A 16842-nucleotide genomic window follows, 5' to 3' on the forward strand; every position below is an offset into this window, starting at 1 on the left:
CGCATAGAAAAAGGGACGCCATAAGCGTCCCTTTTTTATACTTAAAAATTTAATTATCCGGGCTTTCCTAATCCATGAAAAAACTATTTATCATACTAACTCTGATTTTTGCCTTCATCTTCAAAACGGAGGCTCAGTCCGATGTCATGATGCAGGCGTTTTATTGGGATCCACCGGTAGATGCAGCACATTTAAATGGCATTTGGTGGGACAAACTGGCCGGTGAAATACCCGAGTTGGAAGCTGCCGGAATAAAAGCGCTGTGGATTCCTTCTCCCTGCAAAGGGAACTGGGGAATATACGATATGGGTTATGGCATTTATGATCATTACGACCTTGGTAATTTTAAACAATGTGGTACCGTAGAAACGCGTTTCGGATCGAAAGCCGAATTGATGAACCTTTTGCACGTGGCGCATGATACGTCGAAAGGTCAGCGAATGGACATTTACGCCGACATTGTCATGAATCATATGTATTCCACACAGGAAAAAGATTTGGAGCGAAATCCTGTTGTGAAGAAATACATGCAGGAACAGGCTGTGATAAAAGGGAAAGCACATGCTCCGTACCCAACCAATGAGATTGCCTGGCAATTTATTCCTTCCCGGCCCGGCAATTATATTTTCCACATCCGCGGATTTCATCTGAACTTTGATGCGCCCGCATCGGAACGTTTTTTTCAATTTGAATGCAATCTTCCGGCTCGTGCCGGAAATAGCTCTGAGGAAACACCTCAAAAAAAATATTACAGGACAATTCAATCACCTGAAAGTGAACAGGAATTTCAGGTGGATGTGCCTGCCGATAAGACAACCCAACCTGTCGAAATTCGCTTAACTGCCCAAAAGAGTCTCGATGGTAAGAACTTTCAGTGGACCGACCAAAACAATGCCTATTATGTTTTCGATGTAACTTTGGCAGGAAAATCGGTAAACGATTCACTCTTTGCGCTAACGCATACCGGCATACACTATGTCGATCACGGAAATCTTCCCAACCTGAAATGGCATTATTCCGATTTTCATCCCTCCGATGCAACCGACTCGCTTGGTTTTCCGGGAAAACGGGATACACTGATGACCAACGTGAAATGGTTTGGAAACGATTTGAATACATTGAAGCCAGAAGTTCAACAACGTTTTTTGGCTTGGGGCAAGTGGCTCTCCGATTCCATTGGCTTCGATGGTTACCGGCTCGATTTTGTTCAGGGTTACCAACCGGAAATGGTCGCCAAGTGGGTGACGAACCTGCCAGTCGATGCAAATGGGAAACAGCCGTTTATTGTCGGTGAATATTTCACCAATTATCCCGATAGGATACATGACTGGGTACAACGAGTGGATAATTACCGTTTTCACGGAAAACATCCCAATGTTACTGCTTTCGATTTTCCACTGAAAAAAGCCTTGACTGACATGTGCAATGGTGATGGAAAGTCTTTTTCGATGAAGCGCTTGGCAACGGCCTCAATGAGTAACAACGGAAAATATGAACTCCCGGCATCATCGGTCGTCAGCTTTGCTGAAAATCATGATACGGGGAAGGAACACGATAAATGGATCGTGAAAGACTGGCGAATGGCCTATGCGTACATTTTGTTTGCGCCGGAACGGCCTTGTATTTTCTATCCACATTACTACGGTGTAAAGCAGCACGATTTTAACAACAAGGAATTTTCGGTGCAGGCACCGGATTCGTTGCGGGTTTTTATTGATAGATTGATTAAAATCCGGGCAAAATACCTGGACGGTTCAATGATTCCATTGAAGTTTAGTGAATGTCCTGCTCCCGGTAATTTATTTGTGGCGAGACGTGAAGGTGGAGAGAAGAACTCCGGTGCCATTTTAGTTTTAAACAATAATGGCTCAAAAGAGCTAAGCTGCGTGGCTGACACGAAAGCAAAGTGCTACTCCGACTGGGCTGGTAAAAAGCTCATTAATTTGCTCCGGTTCGGCGATGAAGCGAATGTATCGAAAGATGGATTTGTGGAACTAAAAGCACCTCCAAGAGGTATATCTATTTATGTACCGGTCGAAGAACAATAGTAAATTATTACCATTCATAATATTGATAACCAGATGACACTGATGAAGAAAACACTATTCCTGATAGCTATCCTGCTTTTGAGCTTGACGGCAGGAGCACAAACGGTGACAGATTATTCTGTTTCTACTGAACCGGCTTTTTTCACTGCGAACCAACAGGTGAAAGTCATTTTCGACCTGAAGAGTTTTGATACAGCAGCCAACTGGGGAGGCGACGTTTACCTTTGGATTTGGCTCTCCGATCCCGATGTGGGAAATCCCTCCGACCAGGGAACATGGGCCAACACCGCCGATGCGTACAAAATGACTTATGAAGGGAATAATCAGTATTCCTTTACGTTTACGCCATCTAGTCTTTGGCCTAATGTGGATGCCTCAACCATTAAAAAGATTGGGGTAATTGCCAAGGCTAAAGATGGTACGGGAGATAAAAAAACCTCTCCTGACTATTTGTTGGATGTGACGGCCCCGGGAGTACTGGAAATTCAAAATTCAGTGACCTCTCCATATATTGGAACGGCTGGGGAATCGCTACCGGTTTCTATTACTACAAGTGAATCTGCAGATATTACTCTGTCGCTTGATAATACGGTATTGCAAACAACAACCGGAACTAGTTTAGATTATACCGCTACCCTGCCACAGTCGGGCGATCATTGGTTGATTACAAAGGCTCAGGCTGGCACTGAAATAAAATATGATTCGGTGTTTGTCACCATTCGTCAGGATTTGACAGGAACTCTTCCGGCAGGTTACCACAAAGGAATTAATTACGTTGATGATACCACAGTTGGTCTGGTGCTGTGGGCTCCATACAAACAAGATGTTTATGTATTGGGTGAGTTCGACAACTGGCAACCTTCTGCAGCGTACCAGATGCATAAAGATGGCGATTATTACTGGATTACTTTAAAGGTTGAGAAAGGTAAGGAGTATCTGTATCAGTATCTGGTTGATGGGACCATCAAGATTGCCGATCCCTATACCGAAAAGGTGAGTGATCCCTGGAACGATCAGTACATTTCCAGTACCACTTATCCCAATTTGATTGCATATCCTACCGGGAAAACGACCGGAATTACCTCTAGTTTTCAAACGGCGCAGACACCTTATAACTGGCAAGTCACCAATTTTACTCCACCTTCTCCTGATTCACTGGTTGTTTATGAGTTGCTGGTAAGAGATTTTGATGCATCACATTCTTTTCAGGGAGTGATTAATCATCTTGATTACTTGCAGGATCTGAATATCAATGTGCTGGAATTGATGCCGGTAAACGAATTTGAAGGCAATAGCAGTTGGGGGTATAACCCGGATTTCTATTTCGCTCCGGATAAATATTACGGTCCGAAAAACGAACTGAAGAAGCTGGTTGACGAATGTCATAAGAGAGGAATCGCTGTAGTGATTGATTTGGTTTTGAATCATTCGTACGGCCAAAGTCCGTTTGTGCAGTTATATTTTAAAGATGGTGCGCCCACAGCACAGAACCCGTGGTATAACCAGAAAAGCAATTTTGAAAATCCGGATGCACAATGGGGATACGATTTCAACCACGAAAGTGCGGCAACGCAACAGTTGGTCGACAGCATCAACTCCTTCTGGATGAGTCAGTATAAAGTGGATGGTTTCCGGTATGACTTCACGAAAGGTTTTTCCAATAACTTCAAGCCGTTGGCAACCGATCCATGGGGAAGTAAATATGATGCCGATCGGATTCGGATTTTGGAACGAATGGCCGATCAGGTTTGGAAGCGCAAATCGGATGCACTGGTGATTTTTGAACATTTGGCTGATAATAATGAAGAAACGGTTTTGGCTGATTATAATAAAGGCATTCTACTCTGGGGTAATATGTCAGGTTCTGCACAAAATGCGGCAAAGGGAAATGTGGCTAATAATAATTCTGATTTTTCGTGGGCTTCATATACACAACGTGGGTGGATTAAGTCCAGGGTGATGGGTTATATGGAAAGCCACGATGAACAGCGGGTTGCTTACGTTGCTGAATCGGAAGGTTATTCGAACGGTGATTACAACATAAAAGATGTGCCTACTGCTTTAAAGCGAATCGAGCTGAATGCTGCGTTATTCTTTACCATTCCCGGTCCGAAAATGTTCTATATGTTTGATGAGTTGGGCAACGACAAGGATATTAACGTTCCGAGTCGTACTGGTGAGAAAGAGCCTTTGTGGAGCTACGTGGACGATCCCAATCGTACCGATGTTTTCCAGACGTATGCCAAATTATTTTACCTGAAACGCAATTATGACATCTTCTCGACCACTGATTTTACTTATTCATTGAACGGTGTTACAAAGTGGATAAAACTGAATAAAAACAATCAGCATGTCGTTGTTGAGGGAAACTTTGGATTAACTGATGCCGATCTGTCTGTCGACTTTCCGGTTACCGGGAAGTGGTATGAATATTTTACCGGCGACTCAATTAACCTTACCAACAATTCGTACATGGTTAATTTAGCTCCGGGTGAGTACCGGCTATATTCAACGCAGAAGTTCACAAAAGATAAAATTGTAACCGATGTGCCGACTGTTCCGGTTAAGGATAATCCATTGCAGGTATGGCCCAATCCGGTTCAGAATAGTTTGAACTTGTCGGCTGATGAAGACATGAACCGGGTAACCGTGTATTCCATTACCGGCCGGGTATTGCTTGATAAAGGCTTTCCCGGGTACGGAAAAACATCCGTAGCGATTCAGGCTGACGGATGGCCGCAGGGAACTTATATTGTAAAAGTAATTACCACTTCCGGGAAACTGGAAACGCGGAAGGTGATGAAATATTAATTCTGATTGCTGAAAACTGTATGATTTTTTGCCTGAAATTGAGGTTCTGATTTTCCGTTTAAAGAAAGGATCCGGTCATTCACCACATAAAATCGACCGTTCGTCAAAATTTTTTTTCTGTTTGCACAGGAATACCTTAATTGCTGCCAGGTAAAAAAGCAAGGATACGCAGTAGTACCTTCATCGTTGGTTTGTGAAGGCTACTTACTTCAGAAGTAAGACTGCAAAAAATGAAAGTGTCGTGTTCGGAAGGATGCGGCACTTTTTTGTGCTCCTTCGCCTCTTATTTCTGAGGTTTTTTTGAAGCAATTGCTGACTCACTATTTCGACCTTTGTAAACCATCGGACAATGTGCTATATTTGCACGAAATTATTTTTTATTCAGTCTAAAAACTGATAATCTGAAACAGCATTCTTTTTTCATTTGTAACATGATTGAAAGAGCAAGCATAGAAAACCTGAAGCCGTCTACCCGGAAATCGCACGGGAATGGTTTGTTTATGGTCAGCCATATGCATTTCTCCAATCAGTGCATGCGCTGATTAGCGCTGTTTACTACTCCATTTACCAATCTCCATAATTTTTTGGACAATAGTTTGTGTACTGCACGGAAATAGTCGATTGATAGCTACACCTGTGTACTTCTGTTTTCTGGCATTGTTGTTAATTAGAGCAATGAGCTGAGTGGTTCTGTTTTACCTGTTACACAGGAAAATGAACCGGACTGATGGTTCACTGTTTAGGAGTTGGTTAAAGTAACCACTGGAGGTTTCAACCTTTATTTTGAAGATGTTTTTCTGAAACACATAGTTTTGTACAAACAAAGGAACAATCTGTTTTTAGCGGATTAGAAATATGGATATGACAAAAAAATACAATATACAGGAAGAAATCAAAAAGCGTGTTCTCGTGCTTGACGGAGCTATGGGAACGATGATTCAAAAATACAAACTGGAGGAGGAAGACTTTCGGGGTACCCGTTTTGCGGATTGGAAACAGTCGCTGAGAGGGAATAACGATCTTCTTTCGATCGTGCGGCCCGACATCATCCGTAAAATCCATGAAGAATTTCTGGAAGCAGGTGCCGACATTTTGGAGACCAATACGTTCAATGCCAACCGCATTTCACAGTCCGATTACGGAATGGAAGAGTTGGTGTACGAACTGAATATTGCTTCTGTAAAGGTAGCGCGTGAGGCTGCCGAGAAATATTCGACACCGGGAAAGCCGCGTTTTGTTGCCGGTTCTTTAGGCCCAACCAATAAAACAGCTTCCATGTCACCCGATGTGAACGATCCGGGTTTTCGTGCCGTTAGCTACAACGATTTGAAAGAGGTGTACCGGGAACAGGTGGATGGGTTGCTTGACGGTGGTGTGGATTTGTTGCTGGTAGAGACCATCTTCGATACGCTGAATGCCAAAGCTGCTTTGATGGCCATTGACGAAGCGCTGGAAGCACGGGGGATTCGTAAACCAGTGATGGTTTCGGGAACGATTACCGATGCCAGTGGACGTACGCTTTCCGGGCAAACGGTTGAGGCCTTTCTCAATTCGGTTTCGCACATGGATTTGCTGACCATTGGACTGAACTGCTCGCTGGGTGCAAAAGATATGCGTCCCTACCTGGAAGAGCTGGGCCGCAAAGCACCGTTCTACATCAGTGCGTATCCGAACGCCGGCTTGCCCAACCAGTTTGGCGAGTACGACGAAACGCCGGAAATGATGGCCGAACAGGTAAAAGGTTTTCTTGACAAGAGCACGGTAAATATCGTGGGAGGATGCTGTGGTACCACGCCGGATCATATCCGGGAACTGGCCAAGCTGGCTGAAAAGGCGAAGCCGCACCAAAAAGTAAATCCGGAAATTGCCATGCGACTTAGCGGACTGGAGCCCCTTACAGTGAATCAGATGGCGAACTTCATTAACGTGGGAGAGCGTTGTAACGTAGCCGGATCACGAAAATTTGCCCGTTTGATTCGGGAAGAAAAATATGAGGAGGCGCTTTCCATCGCTCGCGAAATGGTGGAAGGTGGCGCGCAGGTCATCGATGTGAACCTGGATGATGCCATGCTTGATGCAAAGAAGGAGATGGTCCGCTTCCTGAACCTGCTGATGGCTGAACCGGATATTGCGCGCCTTCCTGTCATGATCGACTCTTCCAAGTGGGAGGTGATTGAAGCGGGACTTCAGTGTTTGCAAGGGAAAGCGATTGTCAATTCCATCAGCCTGAAAGAAGGCGAAGAAGAATTTAAAGCACATGCCCATAAAATAAAACAGTACGGAGCGGCGGTGGTCGTTATGGCTTTTGATGAAGACGGTCAGGCCGACAGCTATGAACGCCGTATCCAAATCTGTGAACGGGCGTACCGTATTCTTACCGATGAGGTCCATTTCCCGGCAACGGATATCATTTTTGATCCTAATATTCTGACGGTTGGAACCGGTATAGAAGAACATAACAATTATGCAGTTGATTATATCCGTGCAACCAGGTGGATTAAGGAAAATCTGCCCGAAGCAAGGGTCAGTGGTGGTGTTTCGAATGTGTCGTTTTCCTTCCGCGGAAACAATGTGGTTCGCGAAGCGATGCATTCTGCCTTTTTGTATCATGCCATAAAAGCGGGTATGGATATGGGAATTGTCAATCCGGGCATGCTCCAGATTTATGATGAGATTCCAAAAGATTTGCTCGAACGTGTTGAGGATGTTATCCTGAACCGCCGTCCCGATTCTACGGAACGATTGCTTGAATTCGCCGAACAGGTAAAAGATTCAGGTCATAAAGAGGTGAAGAAAAATGTGTGGCGCGAATTGCCGGTAAAGGAACGGCTTGAGCATGCGTTGGTGAAAGGCATTCCGGATTTTGTGGAAGAAGACCTGGTGGAGATTTTGCCACTATATGATGCCGCACTCCATATTATTGAGGGGCCGCTCATGGACGGGATGAACATCGTGGGCGATCTGTTCGGAGATGGCAAAATGTTCCTTCCGCAGGTTATCAAATCGGCCCGTGTGATGAAGAAAGCGGTTGCCTGGCTGCAACCCCACATTGAGCGGGAAAAAGCCGAAAATGGTACGGAAATAAAGAATCGCACCAAAGTTTTGCTGGCTACCGTGAAGGGTGATGTGCACGATATTGGTAAAAATATTGTCGGGGTGGTGCTGGCCTGCAACAATATTGATGTGATTGACCTGGGTGTGATGGTTCCAACGGAAACGATTCTGGCGAAAGCCGAGGAGGAAAAAGTCGATTTGATTGGAGTCAGCGGCCTGATTACGCCTTCGCTGGAAGAGATGGTACTGGTGGCCCGTGAAATGGAAAACCGGGGGTTGAAAATCCCTCTCATTATTGGAGGAGCTACTACGTCAAAAATTCATACAGCTGTTAAAATTGAGCCTGAATACAAGCACCCGGTAGTGCATGTTAAGGACGCATCCCGTGCTGTAGGTGTGGTGCAAAGTTTAACAACCGGAGATCAAAAGTACATTAATGAAATCAGAGAAGAGTATGTAGGCATTCGCGAATTTCATGGGAATAAAAAGCCGAAGTCGTACTTAACGTTTGAGCAGGCAAAGAAAAATGCTTTCCGTCCTGATTGGAAAAAGCAGCCGGTTTACACGCCGAAATTCACCGGTGTGAAAGTTTTTGACGATTACCCGCTGGAGGAGTTGCGCGAATACATCGACTGGACCTTCTTCTTCCTGGCATGGGAGCTGCGTGCGCATTTTCCGGATGTGCTGAATGACCCGAAGATGGGCGAGGAAGCGCGTAAGCTTTTTGCCGATGCCAATGCCATGCTTGATGAAATTATTGAGAAGAAAATGCTCAGGGCCAGTGGTGTGTTTGGATTATGGCCTGCAAACGCCGTCGGTGAAGATATCGAATTGTATATCGATGAATCGCGAACAGAGAAGGTAGGAACCTTCCACCATCTGCGTCAGCAAACCATCAAGAAAGAGGATGGCAAACCCAACTATTGTCTCAGTGATTTTGTAGCGCCTAAGGAGAGTGGCGTGAAGGATTACTGTGGTGGCTTTGCCGTGACAGCCGGAATTGGGTTGGAGAAATGGGTGGAGGAGTACAAAGCCGATCACAACGATTACAAGGCCATCATGCTGGAAGCGCTGGCTGATCGTCTGGCCGAGGCTTTCGCCGAAAGACTACACGAACGAGTCCGTAAAGAGTTCTGGGCTTATGTTCCGGATGAAAATTTAACGAAAGAAGAATTGATTCGGGTTAAGTACCAGGGAATCCGTCCGGCGTTGGGTTATCCGGCCTGTCCGGAACACTCGGAGAAAGAGAACCTGTTTAATCTGTTGGATGCAGAGAAAAACACCGGCATTAAGCTCACCGAGCATTTTGCCATGTATCCGACAGCTTCGGTGAGCGGACAATATTTTGCACATCCCGACTCCATTTATTTTGGGGTGGATAAAGTAGGTAAAGAGCAGGTGGAAGATTACGCGCGACGGAAAAATGAATCAGTCGAATTCATCGAGAAATTCCTTCCAGTAAACCTGAATTACGAACGGTAATCGAATTTCTATTTTTCTGTGATTAGTGTATCAGAGGATCTATGCATCGGGAATCAATTCTCTTTCCCGATGCATAGATTTATTATCCTTATGCTAATTTCTTCCTTAAATAAGGAATTATAAACTACTGCTTCTTTTCAATTCGTAACTTTGTGGTAAGTAATACTAACATATTTGAAAAGCTCATCAGGTTCTGATGCGTTTATGTGGAAGAAGAAAATTGATTTGTGAATGAAAGTAATTGACATCATCAACCAATCCGATAAAACGGTTTTTTCCTTTGAGCTCTTACCTCCGCTAAAGGGTCAAAATGCTGATAAACTCTACCGGACAATTGAAGAGTTGCTGGAGTTTGACCCCAAATATATTAACATCACTACTCATCGTGACGAGATGGAGTACCGAACGCTGCCCAATGGATTGCTCGAGAAACGAACCATCCGGAAACGGCCGGGAACGGTAGCCATTGCGGCTTCCATACAGAATCGTTACAATGTGCCGGTTGTACCACATGTGGTATGTGGCGGTTTTACCAAAGAGGAGACCGAGAACATGTTGCTCGATCTCAACTTTATGGGCATTAAAAATGTGTTGGCGCTCCGCGGTGATAAACTGAAGTCTGAGTCAATCTTCAAGCCGGAGCCGGAAGGGCATGCCTACGCCAACGAATTGGTGAAGCAAATCGTCGATCTCCGGCAGGGAAAGTATCTCGATCCGGAGTTGAAGAACAACACCCCGATGGACTTTTGCATTGGCGTTGCCGGTTACCCGGAAAAGCACTCCGAAGCAACCAATCCCGATGTGGACCTGATAAATCTGAGAAAGAAAGTGGAATCCGGGGCCGATTACATTGTGACCCAGATGTTCTTCGATAATCAGAAATACTACGATTTTGTCGATCGTTGTCGTGCTGCCGGAATCAATGTTCCGATCATTCCGGGAATTAAGCCGCTTTCACTGAAAAACCAGGTATCAGTTCTACCGGGCATTTTCAGTATCGATATTCCGGAAGAGTTTGCAAAGGAAGTACGGAAATGCAAAAACAACGAAGATGCCCGTCAGGTTGGAACGGAATGGGCCATTGCGCAGGCAAAGGATTTGATTGCTCACAATGTGCCTTGTTTTCACATATACACCTATGGCATTTCAGATAATACCCGGCAAATTGCCAACGCGGTGTTTTAATCTCTGATAAGAAATTGAATGTGACCTGCCTCGTTTTTCGGGGCAGGTTATTTTTTAATCGATTCCAACCACTTTGCTGCGTCGCTCCATAATCACAGTATCGCGCCAAACACCGTCCATCTTTCCCACTTTTTCACGGTAGCCTATTGTGCGGAGACCATACTTTTCGTGAAGTTTGATACTGGCTTCGTTTTCAGGAAAAATACTTGATTGAAGCGTCCAAAAACTTTCTTTCTCACTTTCGTCGATTAAGTTTTTCATGAGTCGATTGCCAATTCTCATTCCGCGGAAATCTTTTCCAATGTACACACTCACTTCGGCCACGCCGGCATAGACAGCACGTGAAGAAACGGCTGACAGGGCAGCCCATCCGGCCATGGTTCCTTCAATAATGGCTACCATGCGGCATGATTGGACGTGTCCGGTATTCCATTCCTCCCAGGTGGGAACCACTTGTTGAAAGGTTGCGTTTCCTGTTTTCAGACCTTCGTCATAAATACGGGCGACTTCGGGCCAGTCATCCGGGGTCATGGCACGAAGTTTTACGGATGCGGTTGTCATTGTTGTTACGGTTAAATACGATAGTGAAGATAGTGTCTGAAACTGAAAAAATAATCTTTCGACAGGTAATTTTAGTAGATTATCGTAAACTGTTTTACTGATTCAAATGTTTGAGAGGATAGATTTTATATCATGATTAGAATAGGTTTTGTGTTTTTACATTATTTTCTTTTTACAACAGCGATAGAAAATCCAGAGAGTGTGTGATTTATTTATTGAATCTCTGAGATTTGTGAGGAGGATGGCTTTGCGATCCTCCTTTTTCGTTATCGAATGACGGATTTGGGAAAAATCCGTTAACTTCAATCATCAAAATCAAACCACATGGTCAAGAAGAAAAAAAAGAAGAAACTGAAATTTAATAAAGCCGGCTTAAAGAAGGCGGTGCTCGATATTTTTTACGCGAACCCGAAAAAGACGTTCAATTACAAGCAATTATCGTCCGAGCTGTATATTCGCGATATGCCCACCAAGAAGTTGATTCATGTCGTGCTGGAAGAGTTGAGAGACAATGAGAACCTGGAGGAAATCGGGCGCGGAAAATACAAACTGCGCTCAAAAGGTGGTTACGTTACCGGTACGGTCGAATTGACACAGCAAGGATTTGGCTTTGTTATTTCCGACGAAATCGATCAGGATGTGTTTGTTTCGGCAGCCAACCTGAAGCGTGCGATGCATGGCGATAAGGTGAAAGTATATCTATACGCCCGGAGGAAAAAACACAATCCGGAAGGCGAAGTAGTGGAAATTCTGGAACGGGCGAAAACCACTTTCGTGGGAACGGTAGAAGTTTCGAAGTTTCATGCGTTCCTGGTGCCCTCCGGTAAATCACCGTTCGATCTTTTTATTCCGAAAGAAAAACTGAACGGCGCCAAAGATGGACAAAAGGCAATTGCGAAGATTATTGAATGGCCAGAGCGTTCGAAAAATCCTTATGCCGAAATTATTGAGGTACTTGGAAATGTAGGCGAGAACGACACCGAGATGCACGCCATCCTGGCTGAATTCGACTTGCCGTTTAAATTTCCTGAACAGGTGGAGCACGCGGCCGACCAGATTCCGTTGGAAATTCCGAAAGAGGAATATGCCAACCGGCGCGATTTCCGGAAAGTCCCCACCTTTACCATTGACCCGGCTGATGCCAAGGACTTCGACGATGCCCTTTCCGTTCATAAACTCGACAATGGTTTCTGGGAAGTTGGTGTCCACATTGCCGATGTAACGCATTACGTGCAGCCTAATTCTATTCTCGAAGAGGAGGCTTATAGCCGGGCTACTTCGGTTTACCTGGTCGATCGGGTGGTACCGATGTTGCCGGAAAGGCTGTCGAACGGAGTTTGCTCGCTCCGTCCGAATGAGGACAAGCTCTGCTTTTCTGCCGTCTTCCAGCTCGACGATCAGGCTAAGGTACATCATAGCTGGTTTGGTCGCACGGTCATTCACTCCGACCGACGTTTTGCTTACGAAGAGGCGCAGGAAGTGATTGAAACCGGCAAAGGCGACATGAAAGAGGAAATTCTAACCCTCGACCGCCTGGCGAAGGAGTTGCGGAATCAACGGTTTCAGGCCGGTTCCATCTCGTTCGATCGCATCGAGGTGAAATTTGATATTGATGACGCCGGGAAACCGCTGGGCATTATTTTTAAAATATCAAAAGACGCCAATAAACTCATCGAAGAGTTTATGTTGCTGGCCAATAAATATGTGGCCGAATTCATTGGGAAACCGACAGCCAATAAAAAAGCCAAAACCTTTGTTTACCGTATTCACGATAAGCCTGATCCGGATAAACTCGATTCGTTCAATCATTTCATTAAACGGTTTGGTTATGGTATTCAAACCAACAATCCGAAAGCAGTTTCCGATTCGATGAATAAGCTGCTGACCAACGTGGAAGGAAAGAAAGAGCAAAATGTTATCGAGACGCTCGCTATCCGGACCATGGCCCGGGCGGAATATTCTACCCGGAACATAGGTCACTACGGCCTGTCTTTTGACTATTACACACATTTTACGTCGCCCATCAGGCGTTATCCCGATATGATGGTCCATCGTCTGTTGGCTCGTTATCTCGATGGAGGTCGTTCGGTGGTTGCCCAGAAATGGGAGGAAATGTGTCATCACTCTTCCGATATGGAAGTGAGAGCCAGTAATGCTGAACGCTCATCGGTGAAGTACAAGCAGGTGGAGTTTATGAGTGACCGGATTGGAGAAGAGTTTAAAGGCGTTATTTCCGGCGTCACCAATTGGGGAATATACGTTGAACTGGAAGAGAACAAGTGCGAGGGCATGGTTCCTTTACGCGACCTGACCGACGATTTTTACGAATTTGATGAGAAAAATTACTGCATTATCGGAAGTCATTCGCACAAGCGCTACCAGTTGGGCGACGAAGTGAATGTGGAAATTGTCCGCACAAATCTTCAAAAGAAACAGATGGATTTCCGTTTGGTGGAAAATGGTGAATAACATATTTTTCTCACTATTCTATAAAATTCACAGTGAATTAGACTGGTTAACAGGTGATTTCATCGGATTGTGGTGAACGGGCGGGGCGAAAATTCGAAAAAATCATCTATATTTGACACAATAGTAAGTTAAATAGAAATGACTACTGAAAACGGAAGTTCAAAACGCGATGCCGTTCGGGAAAACATTCTGACCATTGCACAGGAGATTTTTAGTAAGTATGGTTACAAAAAAACCACGCTCGACGACATAGCCAATGCCGTTAGAAAAGGGAAAAGCTCCCTATATTATTACTTCAGCAGTAAAGAGGATCTTTTCCAGGAAGTGGTGCAAAAGGAAGCCGATATTCTCCGTGCAGAATTATCGAAGGTGCTCATGAAAAACATTAGTCCCGAAGAAAAACTGAAGGACTATATCATGACGAAAATTACCACGTACCGTCAACTGGCCAATTTTTACAATGCGATTGAAAATGATTTAGCTGCTGTTGAGTTTGTGGATAAAATCAAGTCGCAGTACGATCAGGAAGAAATCCGGATGATGAAACGTATCTTGCTGGAAGGAGCCCGTCGCGGGAAATTTGCCGTACGTGATTTTACGCTGGTAGCTATCGGGATTACCACCGCGATTCGCGGATTGGAGATGCCGCTTTCGGCCGGCCCCTACAAATCAACCGATCTCGAAAAAAGTGTGGATGCCATTGTGCGCATCATCAATTACGGTATTATGAAAAGGGACTAATTCCCTGAAAAGATAATTAACCTAACCTGTCAGCTTTTCCTGACAGGTTTTTTTGTGTCGGTTATCCACTTACCTGTACCTCTATGCCCAGCTCTGACTGAACGCGTGCAGCAATTCTTTCAAGTTCATCAATCGAAACTTTTGAGAGATTCTGCGTCGGTGTATCGCGGGCAATGGTATATATCATTACCCTTTCGGGACGGATGTCAGCTAATAGTTTTAACCAGGCCGATAGTTCACCTTCTGTGGTATTGTCAATTTTATGTTCGGAAAATTCTCCCCGGATGAACATGGTCTGGATGGTGAGTTTGCCATCGAATTTTTTCATGTTATTGATGACTTCCACCAGGTGAAACCTGCCCAGTGGGCAGTCTAGTAGCTGGATGGTTTCCGGTATTCCGGAATCGAGTTTCAGAATATTGTCATCCACCTTTTTTAGCGCCTCTATCACATTCGGTTTGTGTAGCATGGTGGAATTGGAAAGGACCGCTATCCGTGCTTTGGGGAAATATTTATCGCGAATGGTAATGGTGTCATCGATAATCTCGGCAAAGTCAGGATGAAGTGTCGGCTCTCCGTTTCCGGCAAAGGTGAAAACATCGGGAGCTTCTCCGGCGTTTTGCATTTCCTTCAGTTTCTCGCGTAGCAACCGGGCAACGGTTTCCCGCGAAGGAAGTTCAGCTTTCTTTTCCCGTTTGTGCGGCGTCCATCCGCATTCGCAGTAAATGCAGTCGAACGAACAGACTTTGGTATCGTTGGGTAGTAAATTGATGCCGAGCGAAACGCCCAGCCTCCGGCTTTTGACGGGGCCGAAAATAGTTTGGTCGAAAAGAAATGTGGACATGGTAATAATTTGCTACAAAGATGGGAAATTCTTCTCCAATCAGATTAATCGTTTTACCCGCGAATCCGGAAGAAGTTTCATTTTTTGCAAATCCATACCGGTGATGAGGTTCAATCCGGGCTTTTTCCCCGGTTCAATTGTGCCGAGTTGTTCCTCCATCCGAAGTGCTTTCGCACCGTTTCCGGTAGCCCATTGCACCAATTCTCCGAAAGGTATACCCGGGAAATGTTGATGCAGGGTGATCATTTCATCTAACACCGATAACGAATGGTTGGACGACAGACTGTCGGTGCCCAGGCAAATGTTCAGGCCGTTGGAACGAAGGAGTTCTACATCGGGAAGTCGATCCTCGATAAACAAATTGGAGTTGGGGCATAACACCAGCGATGTTTTACCTTCTTCGCGGTTAGCATGTATCCAGACGAGTTCTTCTTTTCCGGTAAACGTATTGTGCACCAGGAGTAGCTGACTCGATGCCGGCAAAAAAGGCAGTACACTTTCCAGCGAATTTTTCCCGGTAGGATGAAATGATTTCAGATCGATGCCGAGATTCTTTCGGATGTGTTTGGCAATCTTGCCTTTTCCCGTTTGGTAGAGTTCGTTTTCCTCGCTGCTCTCCTGGTTATGCATGGTGAGAATCGCATCTTGCTCCCGGGCCAGTTTGCCTATTTTCCTGAAAAGTTGCTCCGAAATAGAATAAGGAGCATGGGGAACCACGGAGGCGTTTAGCCCATGGTCGGCCGCTTTCTGTAGCAAGACTTTTGTGTATTCAAACGCCGCATCGGCCCTTTGAGGCGAAAATCCCAATGCTTCGATGAAGGTGTGATATTGAATGGAAGACTCCTTTTTGATATCGAACGCCAGCGGATTGTTGGCAATGTCGCCAACCGCCACAATGCCGTTTCTCTGCATTTCTGCATCGGCAATCCGTGCCGCTTCTTTGATCAGATCTTCCTGTATTTTGCGCTGTTTAACAATGCGGGAGAGGAATCCGGCCATTCCTGTTTTCTCGGGGAATGTATTGCGAAGGTGCGATAACTCAAGGTGGCAGTGGGCATTTATAAATCCCGGAACAATCACGCCACTGTAGAATTTTACGCCCGCCGATTCGGGGGGGCGACCACCCGTGTCGATAATCTCTTTGATGGTGCCATCGTTGTCGGTGACAACAATCCCGTTTTTGTAAAACTTTCCGTTTCCGGTGAAAATATAATGTGCTGCGAACTTATTTTTTCCCATCGTCGGGTTTGAGTTTGGGTGCCTCTTTCTTCACTTGTTCCTCCATCTCGTTGAGCTTGTTCAGCACCTGGTCGTAGATGACATCATATTGTTTTGGATGTTTGCCATAATAGAGAGCTGATTTGGCAAACACATCCGGGTCGACATCGTGTTTTTTGCAAATGGAAAAATAGAGGTCGTTGGAAAAATTCTTAGTGGTTTGGTCGAGGCGAAACCGTTGACCGTTGATGGCCTCGGAAAGATGCATATCAACCAGCAAATCCACCATCTGTTTTTGGGAAAGAATTCCTTCCGGAATCTTGTTGCTGTCGGAGCACGAAGCCAGTAGCCATAGTGCCGATATGAATATGAATATTTTTACCCGCATGATTCTGTTTTAATGAGACCAAAGATACTTACCCATTGCAT

At 45.1% G+C, this 16842-nt stretch carries 10 protein-coding genes; 6 read left to right on the forward strand and 4 right to left on the reverse strand.

Going from position 1 to position 16842, the window contains the following annotated elements:
* The first annotated feature begins 74 nt into the window (after positions 1 to 74).
* The 4 genes from T426_RS22360 (at position 75) to metF (ending at position 10580) form a co-directional block, all read left to right on the forward strand.
* Positions 75 to 2048 (forward strand): alpha-amylase family protein, encoded by a 1974-nt coding sequence (locus T426_RS22360; protein ID WP_051568912.1) that lies wholly within the window; start codon positions 75 to 77, stop codon positions 2046 to 2048.
* Between the two features lie 42 nt (positions 2049 to 2090).
* Entirely contained in the window at positions 2091 to 4859 is a 2769-nt protein-coding gene (locus T426_RS0101160) for an alpha-amylase family glycosyl hydrolase (protein ID WP_025862701.1), read from the forward strand.
* Between the two features lie 861 nt (positions 4860 to 5720).
* Entirely contained in the window at positions 5721 to 9395 is a 3675-nt protein-coding gene (gene metH / locus T426_RS0101165; RefSeq protein ID WP_025862702.1) for a methionine synthase, read from the forward strand.
* Positions 9396 to 9626: 231 nt separating this feature from the next.
* Entirely contained in the window at positions 9627 to 10580 is a 954-nt protein-coding gene (metF, locus tag T426_RS0101170) for a methylenetetrahydrofolate reductase [NAD(P)H] (RefSeq protein WP_025862703.1), read from the forward strand.
* Positions 10581 to 10634: 54 nt separating this feature from the next.
* Here metF and T426_RS0101175 read toward each other — a convergent pair whose 3' ends face one another.
* Complete coding sequence (locus T426_RS0101175) at positions 10635 to 11141, reverse strand: GNAT family N-acetyltransferase (protein ID WP_025862704.1); 507 nt, start codon at positions 11139 to 11141, stop codon at positions 10635 to 10637.
* Between the two features lie 324 nt (positions 11142 to 11465).
* Here T426_RS0101175 and rnr point away from each other — a divergent pair, with 324 nt between their 5' ends.
* Together rnr and T426_RS0101185 are read left to right on the forward strand one after the other, a co-directional pair.
* Positions 11466 to 13610 carry a ribonuclease R gene (rnr, locus tag T426_RS0101180; protein WP_027585167.1) on the forward strand — a complete coding sequence of 715 codons (2145 nt, stop codon included), beginning with the start codon at positions 11466 to 11468 and terminating at the stop codon, positions 13608 to 13610.
* 138 nt (positions 13611 to 13748) lie between these two features.
* Positions 13749 to 14351, forward strand: coding sequence for a TetR/AcrR family transcriptional regulator (locus T426_RS0101185; protein ID WP_025862705.1), 603 nt, complete (start codon positions 13749 to 13751; stop codon positions 14349 to 14351).
* Positions 14352 to 14412: 61 nt separating this feature from the next.
* Here the strand turns inward: T426_RS0101185 and T426_RS0101190 are convergent, their stop codons facing one another.
* From T426_RS0101190 to T426_RS0101200, 3 genes are read right to left on the reverse strand one after another with little or no spacing between them, the layout of a single operon-like run.
* The gene (locus T426_RS0101190) at positions 14413 to 15195 is read right to left on the reverse strand and encodes a radical SAM protein (RefSeq protein WP_025862706.1); all 783 of its coding nucleotides are present in this window, start codon (positions 15193 to 15195) and stop codon (positions 14413 to 14415) included.
* Between the two features lie 39 nt (positions 15196 to 15234).
* Entirely contained in the window at positions 15235 to 16434 is a 1200-nt protein-coding gene (locus T426_RS0101195) for an amidohydrolase family protein (RefSeq protein ID WP_025862707.1), read from the reverse strand.
* A complete protein-coding gene (locus T426_RS0101200) occupies positions 16421 to 16801 on the reverse strand; it encodes a DUF4296 domain-containing protein (protein WP_025862708.1) in 381 nt (126 codons plus the stop codon). The genes T426_RS0101195 and T426_RS0101200 overlap by 14 nt, the downstream gene beginning before the upstream one ends.
* Positions 16802 to 16842 lie beyond the last annotated feature (41 nt).

This window comes from Prolixibacter bellariivorans ATCC BAA-1284 (assembly GCF_000621705.1).
Lineage (GTDB): Bacteria > Bacteroidota > Bacteroidia > Bacteroidales > Prolixibacteraceae > Prolixibacter > Prolixibacter bellariivorans.

Excerpts from the sequence above, each read along its gene's own strand:
- T426_RS22360 (WP_051568912.1), top strand. The coding sequence starts at position 75 with ATGAAAAAACTATTTATCATACTAACTCTGATTTTTGCCTTCATCTTC.
- T426_RS0101160 (WP_025862701.1), top strand. The coding sequence starts at position 2,091 with ATGAAGAAAACACTATTCCTGATAGCTATCCTGCTTTTGAGCTTGACG.
- metH (WP_025862702.1), top strand. The coding sequence starts at position 5,721 with ATGACAAAAAAATACAATATACAGGAAGAAATCAAAAAGCGTGTTCTC.
- metF (WP_025862703.1), top strand. The coding sequence starts at position 9,627 with ATGAAAGTAATTGACATCATCAACCAATCCGATAAAACGGTTTTTTCC.
- T426_RS0101175 (WP_025862704.1), bottom strand. The coding sequence starts at position 11,141 with ATGACAACCGCATCCGTAAAACTTCGTGCCATGACCCCGGATGACTGG.
- rnr (WP_027585167.1), top strand. The coding sequence starts at position 11,466 with ATGGTCAAGAAGAAAAAAAAGAAGAAACTGAAATTTAATAAAGCCGGC.
- T426_RS0101185 (WP_025862705.1), top strand. The coding sequence starts at position 13,749 with ATGACTACTGAAAACGGAAGTTCAAAACGCGATGCCGTTCGGGAAAAC.
- T426_RS0101190 (WP_025862706.1), bottom strand. The coding sequence starts at position 15,195 with ATGTCCACATTTCTTTTCGACCAAACTATTTTCGGCCCCGTCAAAAGC.
- T426_RS0101195 (WP_025862707.1), bottom strand. The coding sequence starts at position 16,434 with ATGGGAAAAAATAAGTTCGCAGCACATTATATTTTCACCGGAAACGGA.
- T426_RS0101200 (WP_025862708.1), bottom strand. The coding sequence starts at position 16,801 with ATGCGGGTAAAAATATTCATATTCATATCGGCACTATGGCTACTGGCT.